Origin of the sequence: Anaerococcus lactolyticus S7-1-13 (assembly GCF_000758765.1) — a bacterium.
Classification (GTDB): domain Bacteria; phylum Bacillota; class Clostridia; order Tissierellales; family Peptoniphilaceae; genus Anaerococcus; species Anaerococcus lactolyticus.
On the sequence record NZ_JRMW01000036.1, the window covers coordinates 1 to 20470 of the forward strand.

20 protein-coding genes and 1 pseudogene are annotated in these 20470 nt (G+C 35.9%); 2 read left to right on the top strand and 19 right to left on the bottom strand.

Annotated elements, in window-relative coordinates; translation table 11 throughout:
* Nucleotides 1-149 precede the first annotated feature (149 nt).
* The 4 genes and pseudogenes from HMPREF1630_RS09740 to HMPREF1630_RS09645 all read right to left on the bottom strand — a co-directional run bounded on the left by HMPREF1630_RS09740 (nt 150) and on the right by HMPREF1630_RS09645 (nt 3086).
* Nucleotides 150-275, bottom strand: a complete 126-nt coding sequence (locus HMPREF1630_RS09740; RefSeq protein WP_331279819.1) for a hypothetical protein — start codon at nt 273-275, stop codon at nt 150-152.
* A gap of 149 nt (nt 276-424) precedes the next feature.
* Nucleotides 425-757 (bottom strand): annotated as a pseudogene (locus HMPREF1630_RS09640) (hypothetical protein); the annotation flags it as partial.
* Nucleotides 758-1735 carry a C-terminal binding protein gene (locus tag HMPREF1630_RS05725; protein ID WP_004827894.1) on the bottom strand — a complete coding sequence of 326 codons (978 nt, stop codon included), beginning with the start codon at nt 1733-1735 and terminating at the stop codon, nt 758-760. It abuts the pseudogene before it with no gap.
* 10 nt (nt 1736-1745) lie between these two features.
* Complete coding sequence (locus HMPREF1630_RS09645; protein ID WP_037327956.1) at nt 1746-3086, bottom strand: YjiH family protein; 1341 nt, start codon at nt 3084-3086, stop codon at nt 1746-1748.
* A 147-nt stretch (nt 3087-3233) separates the two neighbouring features.
* On the opposite strand from HMPREF1630_RS09645, the gene HMPREF1630_RS05735 reads away from it, so the two are divergent.
* Entirely contained in the window at nt 3234-3983 is a 750-nt protein-coding gene (locus tag HMPREF1630_RS05735; protein ID WP_052039387.1) for an IclR family transcriptional regulator, read from the top strand.
* 418 nt (nt 3984-4401) lie between these two features.
* On the opposite strand, the gene HMPREF1630_RS05740 is transcribed toward HMPREF1630_RS05735, so the two are convergent.
* The 10 genes from HMPREF1630_RS05740 to HMPREF1630_RS05785 form a co-directional block, all read right to left on the bottom strand.
* Nucleotides 4402-5697 (bottom strand): extracellular solute-binding protein, encoded by a 1296-nt coding sequence (locus HMPREF1630_RS05740; protein ID WP_037327957.1) that lies wholly within the window; start codon nt 5695-5697, stop codon nt 4402-4404.
* Between the two features lie 98 nt (nt 5698-5795).
* A complete protein-coding gene (locus HMPREF1630_RS05745) occupies nt 5796-6614 on the bottom strand; it encodes a carbohydrate ABC transporter permease (protein WP_004827887.1) in 819 nt (272 codons plus the stop codon).
* Between the two features lie 3 nt (nt 6615-6617).
* Nucleotides 6618-7502 (bottom strand): carbohydrate ABC transporter permease, encoded by an 885-nt coding sequence (locus HMPREF1630_RS05750; RefSeq protein ID WP_037327959.1) that lies wholly within the window; start codon nt 7500-7502, stop codon nt 6618-6620.
* A complete protein-coding gene (locus HMPREF1630_RS05755) occupies nt 7502-8572 on the bottom strand; it encodes an ABC transporter ATP-binding protein (RefSeq protein ID WP_004827883.1) in 1071 nt (356 codons plus the stop codon). Before HMPREF1630_RS05755 ends, HMPREF1630_RS05750 begins: the two co-directional genes overlap by 1 nt.
* Before the next feature lie 13 nt (nt 8573-8585).
* A complete protein-coding gene (locus tag HMPREF1630_RS05760; RefSeq protein ID WP_004827880.1) occupies nt 8586-8906 on the bottom strand; it encodes a hypothetical protein in 321 nt (106 codons plus the stop codon).
* A gap of 88 nt (nt 8907-8994) precedes the next feature.
* On the bottom strand, nt 8995-9399 hold the full coding sequence (locus tag HMPREF1630_RS05765) for an SH3 domain-containing protein (RefSeq protein ID WP_037327960.1): 405 nt from the start codon (nt 9397-9399) through the stop codon (nt 8995-8997).
* Nucleotides 9399-10055 carry a tyrosine-protein kinase family protein gene (locus HMPREF1630_RS05770; RefSeq protein WP_004827877.1) on the bottom strand — a complete coding sequence of 219 codons (657 nt, stop codon included), beginning with the start codon at nt 10053-10055 and terminating at the stop codon, nt 9399-9401. The genes HMPREF1630_RS05765 and HMPREF1630_RS05770 overlap by 1 nt, the downstream gene beginning before the upstream one ends.
* Nucleotides 10048-10998: a YveK family protein gene (locus HMPREF1630_RS05775; protein ID WP_004827875.1), complete on the bottom strand. Its 951-nt coding sequence runs from the start codon at nt 10996-10998 to the stop codon at nt 10048-10050. Before HMPREF1630_RS05775 ends, HMPREF1630_RS05770 begins: the two co-directional genes overlap by 8 nt.
* Nucleotides 10988-11809, bottom strand: a complete 822-nt coding sequence (locus HMPREF1630_RS05780) for a glycosyltransferase family 2 protein (protein WP_231549517.1) — start codon at nt 11807-11809, stop codon at nt 10988-10990. Before HMPREF1630_RS05780 ends, HMPREF1630_RS05775 begins: the two co-directional genes overlap by 11 nt.
* Nucleotides 11776-12927: a glycosyltransferase gene (locus HMPREF1630_RS05785; protein ID WP_004827872.1), complete on the bottom strand. Its 1152-nt coding sequence runs from the start codon at nt 12925-12927 to the stop codon at nt 11776-11778. Before HMPREF1630_RS05785 ends, HMPREF1630_RS05780 begins: the two co-directional genes overlap by 34 nt.
* Nucleotides 12928-13064: 137 nt before the next feature.
* On the opposite strand from HMPREF1630_RS05785, the gene HMPREF1630_RS05790 reads away from it, so the two are divergent.
* The gene (locus HMPREF1630_RS05790; RefSeq protein WP_037327962.1) at nt 13065-14243 is read left to right on the top strand and encodes a sodium/glutamate symporter; all 1179 of its coding nucleotides are present in this window, start codon (nt 13065-13067) and stop codon (nt 14241-14243) included.
* 32 nt (nt 14244-14275) lie between these two features.
* Here HMPREF1630_RS05790 and HMPREF1630_RS09240 read toward each other — a convergent pair whose 3' ends face one another.
* From HMPREF1630_RS09240 to HMPREF1630_RS05815, 5 genes are all read right to left on the bottom strand, one after another.
* Nucleotides 14276-15271, bottom strand: coding sequence for an NAD-dependent epimerase/dehydratase family protein (locus tag HMPREF1630_RS09240; RefSeq protein ID WP_052039388.1), 996 nt, complete (start codon nt 15269-15271; stop codon nt 14276-14278).
* A gap of 7 nt (nt 15272-15278) precedes the next feature.
* On the bottom strand, nt 15279-15860 hold the full coding sequence (locus HMPREF1630_RS05800; protein WP_037327963.1) for a DJ-1 family glyoxalase III: 582 nt from the start codon (nt 15858-15860) through the stop codon (nt 15279-15281).
* An 87-nt stretch (nt 15861-15947) separates the two neighbouring features.
* On the bottom strand, nt 15948-17930 hold the full coding sequence (gene tkt / locus HMPREF1630_RS05805) for a transketolase (RefSeq protein ID WP_037327966.1): 1983 nt from the start codon (nt 17928-17930) through the stop codon (nt 15948-15950).
* Nucleotides 17931-18787: 857 nt separating this feature from the next.
* A complete protein-coding gene (locus HMPREF1630_RS05810; RefSeq protein WP_004827862.1) occupies nt 18788-19393 on the bottom strand; it encodes an isochorismatase family protein in 606 nt (201 codons plus the stop codon).
* The gene (locus HMPREF1630_RS05815; RefSeq protein WP_037327968.1) at nt 19378-20310 is read right to left on the bottom strand and encodes a TIGR01212 family radical SAM protein; all 933 of its coding nucleotides are present in this window, start codon (nt 20308-20310) and stop codon (nt 19378-19380) included. The genes HMPREF1630_RS05810 and HMPREF1630_RS05815 overlap by 16 nt, the downstream gene beginning before the upstream one ends.
* Nucleotides 20311-20470: the final 160 nt, after the last annotated feature.

Sequence of the window (20470 nt, forward strand, 5' to 3'; positions counted from 1 at the left end):
TGTATCAGAAAAAGACGAGGATGTTTAGTTTCCTCGTCTTTTTTCTATGTTGGGACTTATGCAACAGCCCCTTTTGTTGTTTTCTATCCATAAATATAATTTTTTAGATAAATTCACTATTTTATTTATTAACTTTCCAATAGCCATTCCTAGCACTGCCTATTACTCGATTGTTTTCTCATCTGTGAGAATTTTAAATCTCTTTCTATAGTGCTTACAGACACCAATAATATATGAGATAATTCAATTGTTGTTATGTTTGAATTTTCTTTCATAAGTTTCACTATCTTATTTCGTCTATCTTTTGGTTTTAACTTTTTACCGTCATTTTGACCTTCATTTTCACCCTCACTTTGCCCCTCACTTTGGGTGACATTTTGAGTGACATTTCGGGTGACATAATTTAAATTCTTTAGAATTGTAGTACTGGAATCATAGTTCTTCCTTGGTCTACATAAGTTTTTACATCCATATAGACTGTTGTATTACCATCTTTATTGATAATGTTATAGAACTTTTTGTCTACTTGGAAAACTGCAAATTCTTTTTCATCTTTAACTTGCTTTTTGCCTTGTTGTTCCTCTTGCTCTTTCATCTTGTTAAGACCAAATTGATTTAGGATATTCTTGTCATCAGCTTTTAAAAGTTCGTCCCACTTTTTATCTTGAGATTTATTATCTTCTTTTTTCTCATTGTTCTCTTTTTGAAGTTTTAAAAGTTCATCTAATTTCTTAGATAGGTCTTGGTTTAGATTTTTTTAGTTTATATGCTTTAAATTTACCAACTCGGCTTTTGTGTAATCGCCCTTGAAGTATTTGTAGATATTATTTATAGTATCTACCGCCCCTTGCTTGAAGGCATCTTGTGAATAGAAAGCTATGTGCGGGGTTATAAATACCTTATCTAGATTGATAAGTTTATTATTGTAAACATCTGGCTGTTCGGTGGAAAGTACATCTAAGATTGCATAAGAAAGTTTCCCTTCCTTTAGAGCATCATAGAGGTCATCTTCATTCACCACTCCTCCTCTTGAAGAATTGATAAACACCGCTTCTTCTTTTACAAGAGAGAAAAGCTTTTTGTCTATAAGTTTTTCTGTACTTTCATTTAGAGGAAGATGGGAGGATATATAATCGCATTTTTCAAATATTTCTTCAAGGCTCGCTTTTTTTACACCAAGTTTTTCAAAGTCTTCATCAGAAACAAAAGGATCATAAGCTAAAACATCTGCCCCAAATGCCGCTAATCTCTTTGTAACTAATCTTGGTATGCTTCCAAAGCCAATGAGCCCAACCTTTTGCTCGGCTAATCTTCTCATACTTGGAAATAACTCACAGTCCCATTTTTTGTCAATTTTTACAGAATTATTGAAATCATACAATCTCCTATTGTGCATAAGGATGGATCCCAAGACCCAATCAGCTACTTCTTGTGTACAATACTGGCTACAGTGGCCCACTGGAAGTTTGATTTCGTTGGCAAAGTCTAGGTCAATTGAGTTAAATCCTATAGACCTGTACATAACCATCTTAAGATTTGGTAAGGATTCTAAGACCTTCTTTGTTAAGGGTTCATACACAGCTATGATTACATCAGCATCTTTTGCATTTTCAATAACTTCTTCTTCTGTTGTGGATGGTCTTACCAAAACTTCAGCACAAAATCCCAATTCTTTTATAGTTTTTTCTTCGACTTCATTCATATTATCTTCGAATAATCTAACAATTTTTACCATATATAACCTCCTAAGCTATTAATTTTACGAACAAAACGACAAATGGTAGAGCTATGAATGTTCTTTCCAAAAAGATGATAATTACATCAATAAATCTTGGAACCATTTTTGTAGATGTAAGTAAGGTTGCTGTTTCTGATAGGTAGATTATAGATATAATACTCATCATCGCGACTATTACTCTAGTTTGAACACTTTGGATTGATTCTCCTATAATAACTGGCAAGTAGTTATCTGCTATGCCTGACATTATAGCACTTGCAGCCACCTTAGATTCCTCAACTCCCATAAAAGATAAAATCCACTCTATTGGTAAAGATACATAGGAAATAACTGGTGTATGTGTTGCTAAAATAAGGGCAGCAGTCCCCCAGAAAACTATTATTGGTGTTAACCAAAATATATAGAAGGTCATATTATCAATCTTTGAGATGAAATTTTTACTTGTTACTTGGGATGCTCTGTTTGAAGCTTCCTCAGTTGCTCTTGCTATAACACTTCCTTGCTTAGCTGTATCGTTTTTAATTCTTGTTGCCTTATTACTTTCTGAATATACATCAGCATAAGAAGAAACTGGTTTTATTCTAACAGATATGAAGGCAACTATAATAGAGACTAAAAATAAACCCAATAATATAGAACCAAAGTAATCCATAACTCCGAGTACTGAGGAAACAACAACTACCCAACCTATACTACCAGTTGTAAATTGTGTAGATATGATTGCTGCTTCTCTAAGAGTGTAATATCCTTGGTCAAACAACTCGCTAGTTCCCATAATCGCTGCATTTCCAGGTCCTACCCAAGCGCTTATTATGCTTGTCGCACAAATTTCTGAAACTTTAAAAAGCGGTTTTACTATCTTTCCAACAAACTGTCCCAAAAATTCCATAGCTCCAAATTCTAGGATAAAGGTTTGAAATAAAAGCATGGATGGAACAACAACAGAAAGTTGAGTTGCTAATGATAACATAGAGCCACCAGTATCTTCTGAAATAATAAAGTCAGGTCCTACTTTAAAGTAGATCATAAGTGCTAAAATAGCTCCTATAATCCTATTTGCTACATAAAATGGTGATGTAACAAATAATTTTTTCATAAGCCTGTCATTCGCAAAGTAAGTCCTATTATTAAACAAGTTAAACAAGGAAATTAAGGCACTAAAACAAATGCACAAAACTACCAGGGGTGTAAGAATGTTATTGAACTTACTTACAAATAATTTTACATAGTAAAATAGAACAGTATCTACCTTCCCATCAAAATTAAAAGGCACTAAAACAAAAAATACTCCAAATAAAGTTCCTAATATAAATTTAATTATATTACTTTTTCCAACGTTCTTAGTCATACAAACTCCTTTTTTCATTTTCGGGACATCGTCCCTTTTTATACATTATATACTATTAATTTTTTTTTACAATTAAAATCTTAACTTTATAATATATTTTTCTTTTTTTCATATATGTATTAAAATATATATAGGAAGGAGGCTATAATGAGCCCAAAATCGGATACCATTCAGTCAATTATAAATGCAGGAAAAATTATGGATTTTATAAATGCCAAGGGACAGGCTGGGGTAAGAGAGATATCAAAAAATTTGGATATTCCAAAATCAACTGTTTTTAGAATACTAAAATCCTTGGAAGAAATTGATTATTTGATTTCAACAAGTGATGATGAGTATGCCATAGGCTACAAAATACATAGCTTAAAACCTAGTCTTAACAAGGATACTTTGTTGATAAAATACTCAAAAGATATCCTAAAAGACTTCGCTGACCTTATAGGAGAGTCAATAAATTTAGCTGTAAATCAAAAGAACAAGGCCTATAATATTGTATATGTTGATGGAGAATACTACACCCTCCAAGCTAATATGCCACCAGAATCAGACCTTTACTGCTCAAGCACTGGTAAAATTTTTCTTGCTTATATGGATGAAGCTAGCTTAAAAGAATATTTTAATGACAAGCTAGAAAAAAGAACCATAAATACAATTACAAGACTAGATGATTTCCTAAAGGAAAAGGAAGAAATCTTAAAAAACGACCTATCTTATGACAACGAGGAGTACGAATATGGCCTATCCTGTATCGCTACTTCTATAAAAAAAGATGGTGAAGTAATCGCTGCTATGAGCATATCAGGTCCAACATCAAGGCTTAAATTTAAAAATTATGATAAACTCAAAGAAAAACTTCTTGAGGCTAAGAAAAAAATAGAAGAAAATATCATTTATTAAAAATTTATCCATATATCTCTTACAGTTTCTTCATTGATTCTAATCTTGTATTGCTTTTTTATTAGAATATAGAAGTCTAACTTACTTGAATCAAAACTACCAGCTTAGCTGGTAGTTTGCACAGCGCCTATAAGGCGCGAATACCGGTACGCTCCTATTGGAGCTCCGAGTATTCTATCACATGCACCACTATCCCAACTACTGCTTAAAAAGTATTTTTATCCAAGATTACCTCCTTGTTTAATTGTGTATGTAACTATCACAATTATACTTTAAGGGGGTTTTCTTGGTGCTTGAAACTAAAGCTTAATCCCTCCACCTGCATAGCAGGTGGTTTCTTGTTTGCTCTCTTTCGTTCGCTCAACTCACTTAAGTGTACAACAAAAAAACTCCCTTGCCGGGAGTTTTTCATTTTATTTTATTTTTCGAAATCTGCTTTAAATTGTGGTGCGAAAGCTTTCATTTCTGCTTCTACATCAGAATTTGGATTTGATAGGATTTCTTCAAGTTTGCTTGCTACGTCGTTGTAAGCTTGTTGGCTACCTGGTACAAGTGGTCTTGAGAATAATTTTTCACTTGCTGGTGCAAGGATTTTTGCGATTACAGAATCAGAGTTCTTGTAGCTGTCATCTTCAACTGCTGATTTTCTAGCTGGCATGTAGCCTGTTCCTAGAGCGAATTTGATTTGGCTTTCCTTGCTTGCTACGAATTTAAGGAATTTAAATGCTGCATCTTTTTGTTCATCGCTTGCGCCTTCAAACATATAGATGTTTGTACCTTGTTGAACAGCTTTTTCTGCAGGATATACTTGCGCAGCATATTTGAATTTGCCATCAACACCTTCTTTAACATATACTTCACCAGCATTTGAACCGATGTAGCCAGCTAATTGTTGGTTTGAGAATGGGCCTGATAGGTATTGGTCAGTACCTGCAATTCTAAAGTAACCTTCTTTGATACCATCTAGGTAATATTTGATTGCTTCGATTGATTCTGGGCAAGTAACGTCTAAGTCTGGACCAAAGTCAATTCCTTTGTTCTTTAGGTAGGTTACATAGAAGTTAGAAAGTGCATCCCAACCGAAAGCTGGAATATTTTTCTTAGCTTTGATTTTCTTAGCTACTTCTTTTAGTTCTTCAAAGTTTGTAGGATTTTTAAGACCAAGTTCATCAAAGATGTCTTGGTTGTACCATAAAACTTCTGTTGATTTATTAAATGGAATACCGATGATTTTACCATCTTGTTCTATTTCATCCCTTACGCCTTGGAAGATATCGTCGTAATCTTCGATACCATTTTCACCCTTAACTCTGTCAGTAAGGTCAGCTACCATACCAGCTTCGCTAAATTGTAGCATCCAGTCTGGATAAGCTTGGGTAATAGTTGGTAGGTCTTTAGGTGATTGCATGGTTGCAACTAAGATTTGGTTAAGATCCTTATAACCGCCTTGGTGTTGGAGAGTGATTTTAATATCTGGATTTTCCTTTTCAAAATCTTTAACAAGACCTTCAAGAGCTTCACCTTGTCCGCCACCCATAGCATGCCAGAATACTACTTCTGTTTGACCATCTTTAGCTTTTTCTTTGCCTTCTTCGGCTTTTTCTTCTACCTTAGTTTCTTCTTTTGGAGCTTCTTCTTTTGCCTTGTTTCCACAAGCTGAAAACATTCCAATAGATAAAACTAAAGCTGCAAGTAATGTTAATTTTTTCTTCATTTCTTCCCCTTTTAAAAAAATTCACCTAAGTTTGTTTACAAGCAAACTCATCATTCTTACATTTAATATATACCCTTAAAAGTAATTTTGTTCAATCCTTATCCCTTAATTCCTCCAAAAGAAACTCCCCTTAGGATTTGCTTCCTAAAAATGAAGTAAAGGATTAAGATTGGAAGGACGGTAATGGTTGATGCTGCCATTTGTAGGTGGATTAATTGCCCTGCTTCTGTTGCAAAGGCTGATAGACCATTTGAGATAAGTCTCATGTCCTTTGTGTTTGTAACAAGGATTGGCCACAAGAATGAATTCCAACCTGTAATAAAGTTTAAAAGTCCAATGGTAAATAGACTTTGCTTGCACATTGGAATCATAACTTTTCTTATAAATTCAAAATCACTCGCTCCATCAACCTTAGCCACATTATAAAACTCCCTTGGGACAGATTTTAAAAATTCTTTTAGATAGAAAATATAAAATACTGATGCCATAAAAGGAATTATAAGAGCAGCATAGGTATCAAGAAGTCCAAGTTTTGCTATTGTTGAATAGTTTGTAAAAATAATTATTTCAAATGGAACCATCAAAAGAGCTAACATGAAGTTTTGCAAAATATTTTTACCCTTAAAGTTCATAAAGTTTAGGGCGAAGGCGGCAAGAACTGTTGTTGTCAAAGTTCCAAGTGTGTTTATTAGTGATACAAAAACTGTATTTACAAAATACCTTTCAAAAGGTGCTGCCTTCATCGCCTCAGCAAAGTTTACAAATTGTGGACTTGCCGGCAAAAGTTTTGGTGGTATAGAAGTTACCTCCCTAAAACTCATAAGGGCTGATGCAATCATGTAGAGGAATGGAAAGAGGGTCACAGCTGCCATTAGTATTATAAATATGAAGGCTAGGCCTTTAAAAATCTTTTTCATCTCCTACCTCGCTATCTTTCTTATGATTGCTCTTTGGACAAAGGTCATAACTAAAAGGAATAAGAACAAAATCACGGCAGCCGCCATGGCTTGGCCGTAACGGTACTCTACGTAGAATTTTTTATAAATATAGAACACTGCGGTTACTAGCCTATTTCCTACACCCGCCTTACCATTAAATAAAGCGAAGATTTGGTTATAAACCTTAAAACTTGCTATAAAACTTGTCAAAAACAAAAAGGTAATTATATTTGTTAGCTGTGGGAGGGTTATTTTTTTAAACTGTTCCCAGCCACTTGCACCAAAGGTGTCAGCTATCTTGTAATAATCCTTGTCTATCCCCCTTAGACCAGCCAATATTACGATAATATTAAAGGCAAGCCCATTCCATACACCAAAGATGATAGCGGCAAGCATATTGTAGTCAGGATTATTTAAAAATTCTATAGGGCCTACTCCAATAAAGGATAGCATGTGGTTGATAAAGCCGTATTGACCATTAAATAAATACCTAAAAACAATACCAACAGCGATAACACTTGTTAGGTAAGGTATGAAGAAAATTGTTTCAAAAAACTTGTTGCCCCTTATTTTTTCATTCAAAATCAAGGCTATGAACATTGATATTATGATTGACAAAGGCACAACTGTAATCGAATATATTAGGGTATTCTTCATGGCGAGGACGAACAATTTGTCATGAAAAACTGCTGGAAAATTTGCTAATCCAACAAATTCTGGCTTTAGGATATTATTGCTGTGGACAGCCATGTAAAAAGTCCTAAAGAGTGGATATACGTTAAATACTAAGATAAAAAACAGGGCTGGTAGAAGAAAGATCCAAGCCTTGTTAGTGGACTCTGCCCTGTAGGTCATTTTCTTTTTCATTAGTAGACCCTTTCCCCATCTTCTGTAAATAGGTAGATTGCCTTATGGTCAACTGCTACCCTCACCTTATCTTTTGGATTTATCGCAAGGGCTGAATCAACAACCATCCTTGAGGCTTGTCCGTTTAAATTAAAGTGGAGGATCATATACCTACCAATCATCTCGCGTGACTCAACTTCAATTTCCAAATCTCCATTTGGGTCAAGCTTGAAATGCTCAGGTCTAATCCCTACTTGGTAGGTCTTACCACTAAGGTCTGATTTTTTTCTTGAATCAATTAATTTTTCTTTATTGATAAGTAAGTCCCCGTTGGCAAAGACATCTCCCTTATTTTCTACATCGTAAATATTTATAATTGGATTACCAATAAATTTCGCTACAAAAAGGTTGGCTGGTTCGAGGTAAAGATTTTGTGGAATATCATATTGTTGGATAACCCCCTTATCCATGAGGGCTATGTAATCACTGATTGAAAGAGCCTCTTCTTGATCATGGGTTACAAAAATTGTTGTTACTCCAACTGTTTTTACAATATTTCTAATCTCTTCCCTAATAGAAAGTCTAAGTCTAGCATCAAGGTTTGAAAGTGGCTCGTCAAGTAAGAGAGTCTTTGGATTTTTAACTAAGGCTCTAGCTATAGCCACCCTTTGTTGTTGACCACCAGAAATTTCCTTTGGTCTTTTGTTTTGAATATCGGTAATATAGGTCAAATCCATATATTTTTGGGCAATCTTAATCGCTTCTTCTTTTTTAATCTTATGTTCTCCAACAACTAGGGGAAAAATTATATTTTCAAGAACAGTCATATGTGGATAGAGGGCATAATTTTGAAAAACCATACCAATATCACGGTCTTTTGGGTGTTTATTTACAATAGATTCACCGTCAAATTCTATATCTCCATCTGTTGGATCCAAAATACCGGCGATGATGTTAAGGATTGTGGACTTACCACACCCACTAGGTCCAAGCAGGGTCACCAAAGCCCCATCTTTGATATCAAGGTTTACAGACTTTAAAGCCTCATAACCATTGTCGTAAATTTTCTTTAAGTTTTTGATATTAATCATATAGTCCTCTTTTTCATATTAATGGAAATCTTAATAATAAGTACAACATTACAACCATAAGGGCTATCCCAATCCAAGTAAAGGCATCAATTTGCTTTTGCAAAGCCAAAATCACCAGCGAAATCGATAATAAAAATAACAATAAATACAATTGCATGAACAAATCGCTATTTGGATTTATCACAGATACAACCAATAAAATGGCGGCAATAAATCCGGTGACCACACTTACATAAATAGATAGCTTCCTGCCATCCACTAGAAAGTTTATAAGGCTAATTACAGCAACTACCGTAAAGATTGGCATAAACATATTTTTTATTATATCAATCATTTAAACCTCTCTGCTTTTATTATAACATATCTTTATAGAAAGATGACATAAAATTAGAGGTTGTTAGAAAATTAACAACCTCATTAGCTTAATTTTTTGTTAAAAGGTCTGATCTTATATATCCAGTTTTGCCATTTACAGTTACCCTGGTCCAACCTTCAGTCTCTCCTAGGTTTAGGATTTCATCATCTGGTCCAACTTCAGAAACTATAGCAGAGTTTTCTGATGGAGCAAGACGCATATTTACAGTATCTTCCACCCTAAACTCAACCCCATCTGATATTTCATCCCTAACCTTATCAGTCACTTCTTCTTCAGTTTTTTCTTCTTTTTGATCTTCGTTTTCTGCTTTTTTTGCCTCATTTTCCTTAGTTTTTTCAACGGATTCACTTTCAGCATTTTCAGGATGTCTTACTGATGTATATGAATCATTCATGCAAGATGTAAGAGAAAATACTAGGACTAGGGCTAAAATCGCACTTATCTTTTTCATTATTTGCCTCCAAAAAGGTCATCAAGTTCATTGTCTTCGTAGACATAATCTGAAATTATAACTCCCTTGATATCAGCACCCGCTTTTTCTAGCTGGCTTTTAGATTCCTCAAGGAGGTAAGATTTTAAATTTGCCTCTGTGCTAAAGATTACTGTCTTATCAGCAAGGCCACAAAATACATTAGACTCAGCTATGCCGATATTTTCCTTTGTATTTATAAATACATAGTCATACCTATCCTTGCAATCTGCAAAAAAATTAGTGATTGCAGAAGGCTCTAGGTACATATCTTCATATTCGCTAACCCTACCTGTCATTAGTAGGTGAAGGTTGTCACTTTCCCTAACAATAACATCATCAAGTCTAAAATCTCCCAAAAGACAATCAACAAAACCTCTTTTGTTGTAGAAACCTTTCATTTCTTCAAGTTCATCTGCCCTTAGGTTTGCATCTATTACAAGGATTCTTTCATCCTCTTCTGCAAGATGACCTGCCATGATATAAATAGAATCCATTTTCATAACCATATCATCAGTCGCAGTAAAGGCAATCACTACATCATCAACTCCTAGGTTTCTTGTTAGCTTATCTTCAAGATTGTAAAAAGCTTGGAGGAGGATTTCTTTTTTTTCATCAACTTTTTTTCTTCTAAACATCTAAAGCTCCTCTCTGATATTTTGGAAGTTTGCCCAAAATTTCAAGCTTGTTAGCGTCTCTTTCTTCCTCGTTTACTTCCTCAGCCCTTTGCTCATCTTGTTTTCTTGCCATTTCTATATCTTTGCTATCTAACTTCCTTGTGGCTTCAAAGTCTTCATCAGCTACCTCATCTACTGGGCTAAGAGGTCTTGTTCCTTCCTTAACTTCTTCAAAAGGCTCCTCATCTTTATAAGATTGTTCAAATTCATCTTCTAAATCATAATCTTTATCGTCTATTTCGTCATCAAACTTATCTACTAAGGCTTCTTCATTTTCTTCGATTAAGTCTTTGTTCTTCTTAACCTGGTCCTTAGCTTTTTTTTCTAACTTTTTTTTACCCTTAATCCCACCTTTATTAAGCTTATGGTTGTGGCGACTTACAGATACTAGGGAGATTACAAGATAAATTACAAATCCTGCAAGTCCAGCATAAATCGCATAATTTAGAGTATTATCAACTGCGTTTGCATTTTTGTAGGCATATTCCATCACATTTGCCCCGGTGTTATAAATATTATTTATAACGGTCATTGACAAATCAGCATACTCATCAGCAAGGTCTTCTGCCCTTAGCTTATTGGTATCTGTTACTGAAATTTCAATTATTGGTGAGCTTGCAATTGGTGTTAGGCTAAGTTTATTATCAAGCTTAGATACAGGCCAATCTATTTTTAAGTTTGCTAAGGTCCTCTCCTTAATCGCCTTGGAATTTAGGGTTGCTGCATAGCCCTCTGCAGGGTTAGTTTCAGTTAAATTTTCTACAGAAGTTGTAACAAGTTTTGCGGAAGCTCTATATTCCTTATAACCTGCAATATTGAGGCCAAAATATACAACCATGGCCACAATTACACCAGCTATAATAGATGATAAGAACGCTGTAAACTTCGATTTTCTATTTTCCATTATATCCTCCAAAATCTCTAGCACCCTCATACATTTTTTCTTTTGCTTTTTCTTTTTTTATTTCTCTAAGCATTTCCGGGTGCGAATACAGAAAATACCCTATATATAGTTTGTATAATCTAGGGAAAAGTGCCCTTGCTAGGACTCCCTTATCGTAGAAATACTTTTCATTATATCCTTCAAACCAGTTTGAATTATCGTTGTAAACCTTGGCAATTAGGCTTTTGTTAGTCCTTACCTTCAGTCCTTTTCTAATGGCTGATAGGATAAAAATCGAATCTTCACCAGATCCTATATTTGTCCCTGATCCAAAGAGAGTATTTAGGTATAAATTTTCTCTCGCCAAGACTTCTCTTCTAAAAACAAAGTGGACTGATCCATACCTTAGACAGTTATAGAAACTAAGATTTTTTTCTTCCTTAACCTTAATTATTTCCTTGCCACCCTGGTAAACTATAGTCTTAAATACGAAAAAATCAACATCTGGATGTTCTATAAAACCATCTTTGATTCTTTCTAGATAACCCTCTTCAAAAACCTCATCATCATCTGCGAAAATAACTACATCCGCAGTTGAATTTAGAAGAGCAAGGTTACGGGATACCGCAAGACCCCTTGTGTCTGTGGTAATCATTCTGATTTTTTTGCCACCATCATAGACTTCTTCATAAGCGTTTTTACCAGCCTGGTTTATGATAAGGGCATCACATTCTAAGTTAAACTTCTTATAAAAATTTATATCCTCCACATTCATAGCGGAGATTAACACTTCAACTCTCATAGTTTCCTTGTTGTTTCTGCCTTTTCCCAAGTAGCCTTTGAGCCACCCTTAAGTTCCTTATATCCTCCTAGGATTTGGGCGAGCATCATGGCGCAATAATATCTCGGAAAATAAAATACCTTACTCTTTGCTCCTGATAACTGGCCGATTACAGCTAGGGTGTAAAAGGCAACTTGGCCTAGGAAAAATAGTTTATAAAATATTCCATCATTTAAAACACCAAGGTTAGCTATAAATAGGACAATGTGAAAAAATGCCTGCATATACCTTAGGGTCTTATGGCCAAAGTGGAAAAACGAAAACCAACCATATTCAAAAATATTTAGCCTTCTTAGATTAGTAAAGATATTTGTAAGAATCCTTCTTTGCATCCTTACCTTTCTCTTAAACTCATCGGCTGTGGTTTGGCCCGCCTTTTCAACAGCGATTGCCTTTGGATTATAAAGGGCTCTCTTGTGGTTAAGTCCAGCATATAAAGGAAGCTCATAGTCATGGCTATTAACCAAGTCTATGTGCCTGTAATCCTTCTTTCTTACGGCATAAATAGCTCCATTTCCATTTACAATTGTCTTTATATTTGACTCGATTTTTCTTAGCTTAAGCTCAAAGTTCCAATAGGTATTTTCCGCTACAGCAGAAGAAACATCCACATCTTCCATATAGATTAATGACCCACAAACATATTCAATATCATCTGCTGTGAAATATGAAACAAGTTCGTCGATTGCATCTGTTTTAAACATAGAATTTGCATCTGAAAATACAATAATCTCGCCTCTTGCAACCTCAACAGCCTCATCTTGGGCATTGGTCTTACCTAGGTGGTTTACTACGGTGTTGACCCTGATATTGTAAGCTGGGTTCTCTTTTATAAATTTTTCACAAATCTCAACTGTCCTGTCATTTGAAGCATCATTAGCAATTATTACCTCATAGGAAGGATACTGAGTTTTTATTATGTTTTCTAGCTTTTTTTCAATCACATCTTCTTCATTGTAGGCTGAGATTATCACAGAAACAAAAGGCTTATAGGAATAATCCTGATCATTTTTTCTTTTGATAAACTTTTCCAAAATGAGAAGAACAAGTGGATAGCCTATCATTGCGTAAAATAAGGCAAATCCTGATAAGTAAAATAAAATTTTCATTCTTTCTCTCCTATCTTACTATTATATTATAAAAGGCATCGCCTTTTCAAGAAAAAGCCCATAAATATTGTTATTTTTACAAAAAAAACTATAATATTTCTACATCTTAGAATTTTATTACCAAAAAAGAGGAAACCATGACCCTACAACTAGATATCTTACAAAGCCTCGGCATAGCAATCATTGCCCTAGTCCTTGGCAACTTAGCAAAAAACAAATTTTCTTTTTTAAAAACTTTCTTTATACCAAGTCCAGTCATTGGAGGACTTATCATTTCTATGCTTGTTCTTATTTTAAAAGAAACAAAAATAGCAAGTGTAGAATTTGACAAAATCCTCCAAGATTTCTTTATGAATATATTTTTTACAGCTATAGGCCTTTCAGCTTCCTTTTCCATGCTCAAAAAATCAGGAGTCCTGGGTCTTAAGCTTGCCCTTGCCATAATAATTCTCTTGCCCCTCCAAAACCTAATTGGCGTGGGCTTAGCTAAATTTTTTGGCATCAACCCCCTCCATGGCATAGCCATGGGCTCAACATCAATGACAGGTGGGATTGGATCTGCCATTAGTTTTGGCAAAATCATGGAGAAAATGGGCGCTGAGTCAAATATTACCATAGGCGTTGCTGCTGCAACCTTCGGACTTTTGGCTGGCTCTCTTGTAGGAGGCCCTACAGCAAGACGTCTTATCGCAAAAAATAATTTACAAAGCAAGGGGGCTCTTTCAAGGGACACCTTGGCTGATATAAAAGCAATGACCAACCAAAAAACACTCACAAAAGCCATCATCATTATTGGACTTGCTGCTTTTTTGGGAACTTTCATCAATAAAATCCTTGCTAAAACTGGTCTTAACTTCCCTTACTATGTTGGTTGCCAGTTTGGAGGCCTTCTTGTAAGAAATGTCTACGACTTTATCAAAAAACCGATAGATATGGATAATATTGACCTGGTTGGAAATATTTCCCTCAGCCTTTTCCTATCCTTAGCCCTTATAAATTTAAATATTTCGGCTATCCTTACCCTTGCCGGTCCTATGCTTGTGATCATGCTTGCCCAAGCGATTTTTATCGCCATCTACACAAGTCTCGTAACCTTCAACCTCTTGGGGCGTGACTATGATGCGGCTGTAATGGTTGCCGGTCACTGTGGGGTTGGCCTTGGTCAAACCCCAAATGCCATGGCAAATATGGAAGCAATAATCGAGGAAAAAGGCCCCGCAGATGCCAGCATGTTCATCTTTCCTATAGTCCTTGCCATCGCTGTTAACTTCACCAACCCTATCGTGATTACATTTTTTATAAATCATTTCTCATAAAAAAAAGACTGTTAATTCAGTCTTTTTTGCTCTTATTCTTGTTTTTTCGCCTTAACTGGTGTTCCTTTTAGGTAGAGATTTATCATTTCAGTTAGGTTTTCGGTCAAATCTTCTTCGCCCAAATCAAAATCTGACTTAAGGCTTAGGTCCATGGTCATAGTCCTTAGCATATTTACTTGGCTTATCCCATGTTCAAGTCCCTTATTATCAGTGATTTTCATGTCCTTTTCATAGGCTGGGAGCAGGTCGTCGAAGGTTTTTTCAACCAGAGTTTTTTCGCCTGTTTTTTCCATAACTTCAATTATTTTTTCATATATTTCCTTGTAGGAAATTTTTGAAGTTGCAACAACATAGGTCTTCTTATCTCCCTCAAGCTCTAGGGCATAAATCGCAGCCTTGGCTAGGGCATCGGCTGATATTATAGGAATTACTCCCTTTGTAACAGGGATTTTTTTATTGGCCTTAACCAAGTCAATGTGGGCTTCCAAAATTGATTTGTTTGCCTTGCCGATTACCACGCCCGGTCTTAAAACAGACACATTCATTAAAGGTTCTGCCTCAAAATTTGCTATGGCTTCTTGCATAAACCTGGTTTGGATATAAGGCTCCTTGTGGTAGCCATTTTCCCTCAAACTTATATTTTTTTCAGCAAGTTCTGTCTTATAGTCTCCCAAAAGTAGGAAATTTTTGATGCCAGCACGTCTAGCAAGTCTAGCAACCCTACCTGTTGGCAAAACATTTCTCTCATAGAAAAATTTACCACAAGGCTTTCTTGGCACAGATAGGTCACTAACTCCACCAGCATAAATAAAGCTATCACAATCATCCATAAGTTTTATAGCTTCAGCATCTGAAAGAGAAAAGAAATCCTGCAAGAAAAATTCAAGATTAGGCAGCCCCTCAAGATCACTCGGTCTAATGAGATCGACTGCCTTCACAGCATATCCAAGCTCAAGCGCATATTTAATTGTCGTCTTGGCAAAAAGATTTGCCCCACCTAGTATAAATATTTTCCTGACGTTTTTCATGATTTTCCTAAAATTCTATATCAAAATAATTTTCAACAGCGGCATGTTGGGTGCCATACTTAATTTGCTCTTTCGCTTCCTTGCCCTTGATAAGCTCTATAAGTCTAAGAGCCAAATAATTTGTAACAGCAGCACCCCTACCTGTTGTGACATTGCCATCTGTTACTACTATTTCATCATCCATATATTCCCCAACATTCTTAAGCTCTTGTTTGATTGTCGGAAAAGATGTCGCCTTTTTATCAGCTAGGACACCTGCCCTATCAAGGACAATTGGTCCTGCGCAAATCGCTGCTATTAATTTATTTGCTGCCTCAAATTTTTTTACAATCTCTATTACCCTATCATCATCCCTTAGAGTTTCTGCACCCTTGGTACCACCTGGTATATAAACTCCATCGTAATCTTCAGGATTGATTTCTTCAAGCAAATAATCAGCCTGATATCTTACGCCATGACTTGTCACAAGGTCCTTAGACCCTGTTGTTGATACCATGTCAATTTTGATATCTGCCCTCCTAAGATAATCCACAACTGTGAGTAATTCTATGGTTTCATTGCCATCTGCAAGTAATTCTAATATTTTCATATTTCCTTCTTTCCTAAGGTTATTCTCCTATTATTATATACAATTTGCCACAAAAAAGCTATGGTCTTTTACCATAGCCTTTAAAATTTAATAAAATTTTTGTTTAATCCTTGCTACAATATCTTCAGTATTAAAACCGAGTTTCTTAGCAACATCTCCACCTGGTCCTGAAATGCCGAACCTGTCAATTGAGATATTCAAGCCATCAAGACCTGTAAATTCTCCCCAACCAAAAGATGTTCCCATCTCGATTGAAACCCTATTTCTAATTTCACTTGGGAGGATTTTTTCTTTATAACTAGCATCTTGGGCTCTAAACAATTCCATAGATGGCATAGAAACAACCCTCACAGCCTTGCCTTCTTTTTCAAGCACCTTTGCACATTCTATAGCAACAGCCACTTCTGATCCTGTTGCAATTAGGATTAACTCTGGATTTTCAACATCTTTTATGATGTAGGCGCCCTTTTCAATTGATTTTAGGCCCTCAGTTTCTTCAAGGTTTGGTACATTTTGACGGGTAAGGGCAATTACAACTGGCTTATCCTTGCTTTCTAAGGCAATTTTCCAAGCAAGTCTAGTTTCATTAGCATCTGCTGGCCTAAGAACAAGAGTGTTTGGGATTGACCTAAGCATAGCAAGTTGCTCGATTGGTTCATGGGTTGGTCCATCCTCACCTACTGCCACAGAATCGTGAGTCATCACATAAGAAAGTGGCAAGTTAGACAAAGCTGATAACCTTACTGCAGCCTTTAGGTAGTCAGCAAAGACAAAGAAGGTTGATACATGATGGAAACTGCCACCATGGGCCATAATTCCATTACCTATGGCTGCCATAGCAAATTCACGCACACCATACCAAATATTTCTTCCTGCTGGGTCATCTTTGAAAGAAGCAGAGTCAACTATATTTGTCTTGTTTGATGAGAATAGGTCGGCAGAGCCACCCCAAATATTTCTAGAAACTTTTGCAAGGTCTTGAAGAATTTCTCCACTTGATGCACGAGTAGCGATTGGCTTATCTTCGTGGCTATATTTTTTAACCTGATCAAGGAAATTTTCTGGAAGTTCTCTATTGATACCAGCCATTAATTCCTTATAGTCAGCCGGATATTTTTCAGCATATTCTTCTAAAAGCTTATCCCAAGCTGCGTTAGCTTCTGCACCACGCTTACCAATGCCATTTTTAAAAGTTTGGTAAATATCATCTGAGATTACGAAGTCTTCGCTATCCCATTCATAAGATTTTTTAGCAAATTCAAAATCTTCAGCCCCTAAAGGTGCACCGTGAACCTTGTTTGTTCCTTGGTTCTTAGAACCAAAACCAATCACAGTTTTAATTTCAATTAGGCTTGGCTTATCATTTTCCTTAGCCTTTTCGATTGCCTTTAAGATTGCTTCCAAATCTTCTCCATCTTCAACCCTGTCATAGGCCCAATTTTGTGCAAGCACCCTGTCCTTCACAGATTCAGAAAAAGATGTAGAAAGATTTCCGTCAAGACATATATCATTTGAATCATAGAGGATAATTAATTTATCAAGCTTTAAATGTCCAGCAAGGCTCATAGCCTCATAAGAAACACCTTCCATAAGATCACCATCACCACAAATAGCATAAGTGTAGTGGTCGATTATCTTAATATCTTCCTTATTATATAAACCGGCTAAGTGTTTTTCAGCTGCAGCAAGCCCCACAGACTGAGCTATACCTTGACCAAGTGGACCTGTCACCACCTCAACACCAGGAGTCAGCCCAAGTTCAGGATGGCCTGGAGTAATAGAACCAATTTGCCTAAAGTTTTTTAAATCCTCAATGCCAACACCATAACCTGATAAATGTAGGAGGGCATAGAGCATAGCAGAACCATGGCCAGCAGATAAGACAAACCTATCCCTATTAAAAAAGCTAGGATTAGAAGGATTTGCCTTTAAAACCTTGTTGAATAAAGCATAAGCCATAGGACTAGCCCCCATAGGTAGGCCAGGATGACCAGAATTAGCCTTCTCAATTTGAGCGATAGATAGGGTCCTTATAGCATTTACAGCCTTAAAATCATCTTTGTTAAACATTAAATCTCCTTTGATAAAAAAATTTTCCCAAGAAAACGTTAGTAATTTCAAGGCTATTATACTCTTATAAAATCCTTATTCCAAATGTAAAAGTTAGCAAGAAATTGACAAAAAAATATTATGTTTTTAGCCTAGAATATATAAGGTCTTACTGTTTTGTAAGATAAAAATCCATACGAATATCCTGCTCCTTATTTCATTGGATTCCTCATCAAAGGTAGTTTTCGAATTAAGACTTCGCCAAACGGCTTGCTTCATCTCGAAAATCCTCGATCAAACAATTTCATCAGTTTAATTTTTTTACTGTGCCAATTCCATTAGCAATGGCGTTAGTACTACGAGTAAGACTCATCCAGCAATGTTTGGCGAAAGCCAAACGAGCTTAAAAAAATAATATTTCCATAATTAAAAATCTTGAGATAAAGAATTTTGTAAATGAAGGAGGCGTTAAAAAATTTGATTGTCTGAGCGCAAGCGAGTTATCAAATTTTAGCCGACTGAATGTCAAAAAACTTAAAATCTAGTCCAACCTAAACAGGGGCTCCTCTATATTAAAAGTTTGCCATAGGCAAACACAATATCCCCCGCGAGGGGTCGCCCGGAGGGTGTAACGGAAGGGGTTTTAAAGGGGACCCGATGAGGGAACGTGCGAAACGTTCCCTTGGGGTCCCCTTTTTGCTAAGATTCAATTGTAAATAAAATAGTTCTTTAAAATATAAAACAATTATTTAATATTATAAAGAAAAGATTGTTTCGTCTCGGACGAAAAGCTAAGAATAGTATTCTTTTTATCTCCGTCTTTATAGGTGTAGTTTTCCCTACAAAATAGTCATTTAGGTAAATCTGTGATTTTTCTCCTACTTTCTTAGTTCTTTTACCAAATTTGACACAAATTTAAAATTAGGGTCTTTGCTGTCAACTGCGAGATCAAAGAGGATTAGCTCTGTGTTTACAAGAACAGCACCCATATCTCTTAAGGATTTTCTGGCAATTTTCTTAAGCTCATCGCTATAAGATGAGATGGCATCGTCAACATAAAATACATCAAGACCTAAATCCAAAAGGCTTCTAATGGTTTGGTAGATGCAAATGTGGCCCTCTGCCCCTGTCACAAAGACTTTTTCAATTTTATTTTCCTTAATGAAATCGTAAACTTCTGGTGTTAGGGCATTGAAACTTGTCTTGGCAAAAATTTTGTCTTCCTCAATTTCTGCCAAAATTTCTTCATCAGATCTGCCAAGTCCCTTTGGATATTGCTCTGTTGCCAGAACTGCCATGTCATATTTCTTAAATGCCTTGATAAGACCAACTGTATTCCTAGTTGTCCTTTCGCCCTTATCCATAGTTACCATAAGCTTTGGCTGGATATCAACTACCAAAAGTAGTGACCTATCCTTGGCAGTATAAGTTCCTTCTTCGCTTAGTGAGTTTGTAAAAAATCTCTTATCTAATTTTCTTTCCATAAGTCCCCCTGTCTAAAATTTTTATCTTTCATCATTTTATCGATACTTGTCAATATCTTAGCCTTGTTCTTTGACCAAAGAGGGTAGGCGATTTTGTCATTTATCCCATCGCCTGTCAACCTATTTATAACTATCTCTGGTCTTAACTTCCTAATTATTTCTACCACTATTTTAACATATTCTGCCATATCCATGCTATAGGCAAGTCCCTTTTCTTGGTAAAATTTTTCAAACCTACTAGCTTTTTCTATGTAGAGGTTATGAATTTTAATTCCCCAGACGAAGGCCTCATTGATGTAGGCTATATCCTTCATGTAGTCATCAAAATTTTCATAAGGCAAACCAACAATCATATGGACTAGGACCTTGATGCCACGATCCTTTAACTTCCTAAGACCTAAGTTGAAAGTCTCATGGTCATAGCCCCTATTAATAAGCTTGAGGGTCCTATCATTTACACTTTGCATCCCCAACTCAACTACCAGAAAATATTTCTCATTAATTTCTTCTAATAGGTCAAGGACCTCATCCGACAAGCAATCAGCCCTAGTTGCTATGGCAAGGCCAATCACATCATCAGCTGAGAGTGCTTCGTAATAAATTTTCCTAAGCCTAGCGACTTCACCATAGGTGTTGGTAAAATTTTGAAAATAACCCAGATAGGCCTCAACTCTTCCTTCCTTTGATAGCCTAGCCTTCTGGTGGGAAATTTGATCTTGTATAGATTTTTTTCCAAATGTCCATTCACCAGAGCCTGCCTCGGAGCAAAAAATGCACCCTTCTTTCGATAGGCTTCCGTCCCTATTGGGGCAGGTAAAGCCCCCATCTAAGGGTAATTTGATAATTTTTTTTTGAAATTTTTCCTTCATATAGGAATCAAAGTCCCTATAGCGTTTTTTATTAATTTCAAGACTCATAGTATTAATATACTCTATTTATAAAAATCCCTAAAACGAATAGGGGCTAAGATCTAGCCCCTTTCACACCACCGTACGTGCCGTTCGGCATACGGCGGTTCAATTTAATTTACACATGTCCTGCTTATGTAGTAGTCATAAGGGTCAATTAAGCTTGTTT

Excerpts from the sequence above, each read along its gene's own strand:
- HMPREF1630_RS05800 (WP_037327963.1), bottom strand. The coding sequence starts at position 15,860 with ATGAAAATATTAGAATTACTTGCAGATGGCAATGAAACCATAGAATTA.
- HMPREF1630_RS05735 (WP_052039387.1), top strand. The coding sequence starts at position 3,234 with ATGAGCCCAAAATCGGATACCATTCAGTCAATTATAAATGCAGGAAAA.
- HMPREF1630_RS09740 (WP_331279819.1), bottom strand. The coding sequence starts at position 275 with ATGAAAGAAAATTCAAACATAACAACAATTGAATTATCTCATATATTA.
- HMPREF1630_RS05790 (WP_037327962.1), top strand. The coding sequence starts at position 13,065 with ATGACCCTACAACTAGATATCTTACAAAGCCTCGGCATAGCAATCATT.
- HMPREF1630_RS05810 (WP_004827862.1), bottom strand. The coding sequence starts at position 19,393 with ATGGAAAGAAAATTAGATAAGAGATTTTTTACAAACTCACTAAGCGAA.
- HMPREF1630_RS05755 (WP_004827883.1), bottom strand. The coding sequence starts at position 8,572 with ATGATTAATATCAAAAACTTAAAGAAAATTTACGACAATGGTTATGAG.
- HMPREF1630_RS05750 (WP_037327959.1), bottom strand. The coding sequence starts at position 7,502 with ATGAAAAAGAAAATGACCTACAGGGCAGAGTCCACTAACAAGGCTTGG.
- HMPREF1630_RS09645 (WP_037327956.1), bottom strand. The coding sequence starts at position 3,086 with ATGACTAAGAACGTTGGAAAAAGTAATATAATTAAATTTATATTAGGA.
- HMPREF1630_RS05765 (WP_037327960.1), bottom strand. The coding sequence starts at position 9,399 with ATGAAAAAGATAAGTGCGATTTTAGCCCTAGTCCTAGTATTTTCTCTT.
- HMPREF1630_RS05775 (WP_004827875.1), bottom strand. The coding sequence starts at position 10,998 with ATGGAAAATAGAAAATCGAAGTTTACAGCGTTCTTATCATCTATTATA.
- tkt (WP_037327966.1), bottom strand. The coding sequence starts at position 17,930 with ATGTTTAACAAAGATGATTTTAAGGCTGTAAATGCTATAAGGACCCTA.
- HMPREF1630_RS09240 (WP_052039388.1), bottom strand. The coding sequence starts at position 15,271 with ATGAAAAACGTCAGGAAAATATTTATACTAGGTGGGGCAAATCTTTTT.
- HMPREF1630_RS05785 (WP_004827872.1), bottom strand. The coding sequence starts at position 12,927 with ATGAAAATTTTATTTTACTTATCAGGATTTGCCTTATTTTACGCAATG.
- HMPREF1630_RS05770 (WP_004827877.1), bottom strand. The coding sequence starts at position 10,055 with ATGTTTAGAAGAAAAAAAGTTGATGAAAAAAAAGAAATCCTCCTCCAA.
- HMPREF1630_RS05740 (WP_037327957.1), bottom strand. The coding sequence starts at position 5,697 with ATGAAGAAAAAATTAACATTACTTGCAGCTTTAGTTTTATCTATTGGA.
- HMPREF1630_RS05760 (WP_004827880.1), bottom strand. The coding sequence starts at position 8,906 with ATGATTGATATAATAAAAAATATGTTTATGCCAATCTTTACGGTAGTT.
- HMPREF1630_RS05745 (WP_004827887.1), bottom strand. The coding sequence starts at position 6,614 with ATGAAAAAGATTTTTAAAGGCCTAGCCTTCATATTTATAATACTAATG.
- HMPREF1630_RS05725 (WP_004827894.1), bottom strand. The coding sequence starts at position 1,735 with ATGGTAAAAATTGTTAGATTATTCGAAGATAATATGAATGAAGTCGAA.
- HMPREF1630_RS05815 (WP_037327968.1), bottom strand. The coding sequence starts at position 20,310 with ATGAGTCTTGAAATTAATAAAAAACGCTATAGGGACTTTGATTCCTAT.